Source organism: Streptomyces sp. NPDC040432 (assembly GCF_055595445.1).
Genome location: NZ_JBVIVP010000040.1, coordinates 1 through 7,181 on the forward strand (window position 1 = coordinate 1; position 7,181 = coordinate 7,181).

The window sequence follows — 7,181 nt, forward strand, 5'->3', positions numbered from 1 at the left end:
CGCATCCCGTCCTGACCGTCGGAATGCAGGAAACCGTGGAGGACGCGGGCCGTGAGGCGGCCGTCCTCGGGTCGCTGCGCCGTAACGAGGGCGGGTTGGAGCGGTTCTGGTCGTCCCTGGCCGAGGCCTATGTCCGAGGTGCGGTGGTGGACTGGGACGCGGTGTTCGCGGGCACGGGTGCCCGGCGGGTGGATCTGCCGACCTACGCCTTCCAGCAGGACCACTTCTGGCTCGAAAGCGGCACCCCTGCGGAGCCCGAGGCCGCCGCGTATCCGGTCGGCGCCGCCGACGCCCGGTTCTGGGAAGCCGTCGACGCGCACGACGTGGCCGCGCTCACCGCGGAACTGGACGTCGACGCCGACGAGGCGCTCGCCGCGCTGCTCCCCGCCCTGTCCTCATGGCGGCGCCAGACCCACGAGCGGTCCACCGTCGACGGCTGGCGCTACCGGATCACCTGGAAGCCGGCCCCCGAACCCGCCTCCGCACCCCGACTCTCCGGCACCTGGCTGATCGCGGTCCCCGAGGCCCCGACCGACGCCGCGTGGACGGAAGCCGTCCTGCGCACGCTCGCCGAACACGGCGCGGACGTACGACGGATCGCCGTGCCCCGCACCGACGACTCCCGAACCGAGCTCGCCGGACGGATCCGGGCGGCGCTCGCCGACAGCCCTTCGGTGACGGGCGTGCTGTCGCTCGTGACGTCCGCCGGCGCCGACGCGGCGCCCGGTGTGATCGACACCCTCTGCCTTGTGCAGGCCCTCGGCGACACCGAGGTGAACGCACCGCTGTGGTGCGCCACCCGAGCCGCCGTGTCGGTGGCCCGTTCCGAGCCGCGGATCGATCCCTCGCAGGCCCCGGTCTGGGGCCTCGGCCGGGTGGTGGCGCTGGAGCACGGCGAGCGTTGGGGTGGCCTCGTCGACCTGCCGTCCGAGGCCGACGAGCGGAGCCTGTCACGGCTCGTCGCCGTGTTGGCCGGTGACGGTGCGGAGGATCAGGTGGCCGTTCGGGCTTCCGGGGTGTTCGTGCGTCGTCTGGTGCGGGCGCGGCTGGCCGAGTCGCCGGTCGTGCGTGAGTGGCGGCCCGGCGGTACGACCCTGGTGACCGGGGGGACGGGTGCGCTCGGTGCGCACGTCGCGCGTTGGTTGGCGTCGAACGGTGCCGAGCACCTGGTCCTGACCAGTCGTCGTGGTGAGGACGCGCCCGGGGCCGCCGGGCTGCGTGAGGAGTTGACGGCCCTCGGCGCGGAGGTGACGATCGTCGCCTGCGACGTCGCCGACCGGGATGCCCTCGCCGCGGTCCTGGCTTCCGTGCCCGCCGACCGGCCGTTGACCGCGGTCGTGCACACGGCGGCCGTCCTGGACGACGGGGTCATCGAGGCACTCGCCCCCGAGCAGATCGAACGGGTCCTACGGGTCAAGATCGACGCCACGCGGAACCTGCACGAGCTGACCCGTCACCTCGACCTGTCCGCGTTCGTCCTCTTCTCCTCCTTCGCCGCCACCTTCGGCGCCCCAGGCCAGGGCAACTACGCGCCGGGCAACGCGTTCCTCGACGCCTTCGCCGAGTACCGTCGGGCCGAAGGCCTGACCGCGACCTCCCTCGCCTGGGGCCCCTGGGGCGACGGAGGCATGGCCGAAGGCGCCGTCGGCGACCGCATGCGACGCCACGGCGTCATCGAAATGGACCCCGCGCGGGCCGTCAGCGCGCTCCAGCACGCCCTGGACCGTGACGAGACCACCCTGACCGTCGCCGACATGGAGTGGAAGCGCTTCGTACTCGCCTTCACCTCGGGCCGTGCCCGGCCCCTGCTGCACGACCTGCCCGAGGCCCGACAGGCGACCGAGGCCACCGGCGCCGCCACAGCGGAGGACACCGGCAACGCCGCCGTGCTCCTGCGCCGGCTCGCCGGACAGCCCGAGGCCGAGCAGGAACGCCTGCTGCTGGAACTCGTCCGGACGGCCGTCGCCGCCGTCCTCGGCTACGCCGGGCCCGACGCCGTCGAGGCCGGCCGGGCGTTCAAGGAACTCGGCTTCGACTCCCTCACCTCCGTCGAACTGCGCAACCGCCTCGGCGCCGCCGCCGGGCTCAAGTTGCCGCCCACCCTCGTCTTCGACCACCCGACACCCACCGTCCTGGCCCGGCACCTGCGGGCCGAGCTCGGCGGCCGGGAAACGAAGGACACCGGGACCGCCCGGACGGTCACCGGTCCCACCGCCGGAGCGGACGCCGAACCGATCGCCGTCGTCGCGATGAGCTGCCGGTTCCCCGGCGGCGTTCGCAGCCCCGAGGAACTGTGGCAGCTGCTCGCCTCCGGCGGCGACGCCCTCTCCCGGTTCCCCGTCGACCGCGGCTGGGACGTCGAGGCGCTGTACGACCCCGACCCCAACGCCCAGGGCACCTCCTACACCCGCGAGGGCGGCTTCCTCACCGACGCGGCCTCCTTCGACCCCGCGTTCTTCGGGATCTCCCCGCGCGAGGCCCTGGCGATGGACCCGCAGCAGCGGCTCCTGTTGGAAACGTCCTGGGAGACGTTCGAACGCGCCGGCATCGACCCGGAGACCCTGCGCGGCAGCCAGTCCGGCGTGTTCGTCGGAACCAACGGCTCCGACTACTCCCACCTCGTACGCGGCGCCTCCGAGGGCCTCGAAGGACACCTGGCCACCGGCAGCGCCGGCAGTGTCGTCTCCGGGCGGCTTTCCTACACCTTCGGCCTCGAAGGTCCCGCCGTCACCGTCGACACGGCCTGCTCGGCCTCGCTCGTCGCCCTGCACCTCGCGGTGCAGGCCCTGCGGTCGGGCGAGTGCTCCATGGCCCTGGCCGGCGGTGTGACCGTCATGTCGACACCGGGCACCTTCATCGAGTTCAGCCGCCAGCGCGGCCTGTCCACCGACGGCCGCTGCAAGGCCTTCTCCTCCGACGCCGACGGCTTCAGCCCCGCCGAAGGCGTCGGCATGCTCCTCGTCGAACGCCTCTCGGACGCACAACGCAACGGGCACCCCGTACTGGCCGTGATCCGCGGCACCGCCATCAACCAGGACGGCGCGAGCAACGGCCTGACGGCCCCGAACGGTCCGTCCCAGCAGCGTGTGATCCGGCAGGCCCTGGCCAACGCGGGCCTGTCGGCCGCCGAGGTCGACGTGGTCGAGGCACACGGCACCGGTACGACCCTCGGCGACCCGATCGAGGCACAGGCCCTCCTCGCGACGTACGGCCAGGACCGGCCCGAGGGCAGGCCGCTGCTCCTCGGCTCGATCAAGTCCAACATCGGCCACGCGCAGGCCGCCGCGGGTGTCGCCGGCGTGATGAAGGTCGTCCTGTCCATGCAGCACGGCGTACTGCCGCAGAGCATCCACATCGCCGATCCCACCCCGCACGTCGACTGGAGCGAGGGCGAGGTCACCCTGCTGACCGAACAGCAGGCGTGGCCCGAGACCGGCGACCGGCCCTGGCGCGCAGGCGTTTCGTCGTTCGGATTCAGCGGGACCAACGCCCATGCCATCATCGAGCGGGCCCCTGCCGTACCGGGGTCCGACGAGCAGGGAACCCCTGTACCGCCGGCCCCCCACCCCCTACTGACCACGACGACCCCCGACGCCGACGACTCCGAACGGCCGACCCCACTGCCCTGGCCCCTCACGGCCAAGACGGAAAAGGCGCTCCACGCCCAGGCGGACCGCCTGCTCAACCACCTCTCCACCCGCCCTGACCTGCGGACCGGCGACATCGGCCACTCCCTGGCCACCACCCGCACCGCCCACGACCGCCGTGCGGTACTGATCGGCCAGGACCGGGAGGAACACCTGGCGGGCCTCGCCACCCTGGCCGCGGGAGGCACCGCACCCCTGCTCGTCCAGGGGTCGGTCATCGGGGGCAGGACCGCCTTCGTCTTCCCCGGACAGGGGTCGCAATGGGTGGGAATGGCGGAAGCGCTGTTGGACGCTTCACCTGTGTTTGCAGCCCGGGTGGACGAATGTGCGACGGCGCTGGAGCCCTTCACCGACTGGTCGTTGGTGGACGTGCTCCGGGCCGCCGACGGCGCGCCCTCCCTGGACCGGGTGGATGTGGTGCAGCCGGCCCTGTTCGCGGTGATGGTGTCGCTCGCGGAGGTGTGGCGGGCGGCGGGTGTGCGTCCGGGTGCGGTGATCGGGCATTCGCAGGGTGAGATCGCTGCCGCGTGTGTGGCGGGGATTCTGTCCCTGGAGGATGCGGCCCGGGTGGTGGCTTTGCGCAGTCGGGCCATCGGTCGGGTGTTGGCGGGTCTGGGTGGCATGGTGTCGGTGCCGTTGCCGGCGAAGGACGTTCGTCAGCGGATCGCTGTGTGGGGTGAGTCCCGGATTTCGGTCGCGGCGGTCAACGGACCGTCCTCGGTCGTGGTGTCGGGTGAGGTCGAGGCCTTGGACGAGTTGCTGGCCGCATGTGAGGCGGACGGGATTCGTGCCAAGCGGATCGCGGTCGACTACGCCTCGCATTCCGCGCAGGTGGACCTGCTGAAGGACGAACTCGCCGAGCTTTTGGCCCCGATCGTTCCGCGGGCGGCGCAGGTGCCGTTCCTGTCGACGGTCACCGGTGAGTGGGTCGACGGGACCGAGCTGGATGCCGGCTACTGGTTCCGCAACCTGCGTCGGACGGTGGAGCTGGAGGAGGCCACTCGCACGCTCCTCGATCAGGGCTTCGGTGTGTTCATCGAGTCCAGTCCGCATCCCGTCCTGACCGTCGGAATGCAGGAAACCGTGGAGGACGCGGGCCGTGAGGCGGCCGTCCTCGGGTCGCTGCGCCGTAACGAGGGCGGGTTGGAGCGGTTCTGGTTGTCCCTCGCGGAGGCCTGGGTGCGGGGGGTGACCGTCGATTGGGACGCGGTGTTCGCCGGTACGAGGGCCCGGCGGGTGGATCTGCCGACCTACGCCTTCCAGTCGCAGCGGTTCTGGCCCGAGGCCGCACCCGTCGAAGCGGGTGAGCAGGTCGCGGAGAGCGTCGTCGACGCCCGGTTCTGGGACGCCGTCGAACGCGAGGACCTCGCCGCGCTCACCGCCGAGCTGCGCATCGAAGGCGACCAACCGCTGACCGCGTTGCTCCCCGCGCTGTCGTCCTGGCGGCGCGAGAACAGGGAACAGTCCACGGTCGACGGCTGGCGCTACCGCGTCACCTGGAAGCCGCTCGCCGAAGCGACCACCACCCGCCTGTCGGGGGCCTGGCTCGTAGCCGTACCCGAGACCCCGGCCGGCACCGCAGGGGACACGGTCGCCGGTGTGCTGCGTACGCTCGCCGAGCGCGGCGCGGAGGTGCGTACGATCACCGTCGCCGCCGACGCGGCCGACCGGGACGCGCTCGCCGCCGCCCTGAAGGCCGCCATCGACGGCACGGACGAACCCGCCGGAGTCCTCTCCCTCCTCGCCCTCGGCGACGACACCGACAGCCCCGCCCTGCGCGGGCACACCGGACTCCTGACCCTCGCCGCACTCGTCCAGGCCCTCGGCGACACCGGGGTGTCCGCACCCCTGTGGTGCGTGACCCGCGGCGCCGTCGCCGTCGCCCCGTCCGAGCGGCTCCAGGACCCGGCGCAAGCCCTCCTGTGGGGCTTCGGACGTACGGCCGCGCTGGAATTCCCCGACCGTTGGGGCGGTCTCCTCGACCTGCCCGCGCAGATCGACGGACGGACCCTGGAACGGCTCGTCGGGATCCTCGCCGGTGACAGCACCGAGGACCAGGTGGCCGTCCGGGCCGCCGGGCCGTTCGGACGCCGTCTCGCCCACGCCCCCCTCGCGGACGCACCCGTGGCCCCCGCCTGGAAGCCGCACGGCACGACCCTGGTCACCGGCGGGACGGGAGCGCTCGGCGCGCATGTCGCCCGCTGGCTCGCCGAGAACGGCGCCGAACACCTGCTCCTCACCAGCCGCCGCGGCGCCGACGCCCCCGGCGCGACCGAACTGCGGGACGAACTCACCGCACTCGGCGCCGAGGTCACCCTCGCCGCCTGCGACATGGCCGACCGGGACGCGGTCGCCGACCTCCTCGCCTCCGTGCCCGAGGGCCGGCCGCTCACCGCCGTCGTGCACACCGCGGGCGTCCTCGACGACGGCGTCATCGACGGGCTCACCCCCGAACGGTTCGCGACCGTACTCGCCCCCAAGGCGGACGCGGCACTCACCCTCCACGAACTGACCCGGACCCTCGACCTGTCCGCGTTCGTCCTGTTCTCCGGCGTCGCCGGCACCCTCGGTGACGCCGGGCAGGGCAACTACGCCGCCGCCAACTCCTACCTCGACGCGCTCGCCGAGCAGCGGCACGCCGACGGCCTGCCCGCGACGTCCGTCGCCTGGGGCCGGTGGGGCGACAGCGGACTGGCCGCCGGCGGGGCCATCGGGGAACGCCTCGACCGCGGCGGCGTGCCCGCCATGGCGCCGCGCTCCGCGATCCGCGCGCTCCAACAGGCCCTCGACCACCGGGAGGCGGCCGTCGCCGTCGCCGACATCCAGTGGGAACGGTTCACGCCCGGCTACACCGCCGTACGGCCCAGCCCGTTCCTCGCCGACCTGCCGGAGGTGCGCCGACTCGCACAGGCCGCGCCGGCCGGCGGAGCGGACACGGACGCCGCGGGGGCACCCGGCGAGGCGCTCCGCCGACGCCTGTCGGTGATGACGCGGACCGAACAGGCCCTGGCCGTCGTGGAACTGGTCCGAACCCACGCGGCGACCGCGCTCGGACACACCGGCACCGACGAGGTGGGGGCCGGTCGCGCCTTCAAGGAGCTCGGCTTCGACTCCCTGATCGCGCTGGAACTGCGCAACCGCCTGAACGCCGCCACCGGCCTGAAACTCCCGGCCACGCTGGTCTTCGACCACCCGACCCCGGCGGTCCTCGCCGAGTTCCTGCGGGCGGAGATCGTGCAGGACGGCAGCGCCGACGCCGCGCCCGGCATCGCGGAACTGGAGAAGCTCGAATCCGCGCTCTCCGTCCTCGATCCCGACGGCGGTACGCGCGCCGACATCGCCTCGCGCCTCCAGGCACTCCTGGCGAAATGGGGTGAACCCCAGGCCCATTCGAGCGGCGAGGCCGTGGCCGAGAAACTCCAGGAAGCCACGCCCGACGAGCTCTTCGACTTCATCGAGAACGAGCTCGGTATCTAGCACAGCGGACAGCAGGCAGTAACAGCACGAGGGTTTGTGACGAGCATGGGTGAGGTT

Annotated in this window: 1 protein-coding gene; it reads left to right on the plus strand. The window is 72.9% G+C overall.

Annotated elements, in window-relative coordinates; genetic code table 11:
- A partial coding sequence (locus ACZ58N_RS37740) for a type I polyketide synthase (RefSeq protein WP_471169819.1) occupies positions 1–7,124 on the plus strand: 7,124 nt, incomplete at its 5' end.
- Positions 7,125–7,181 lie beyond the last annotated feature (57 nt).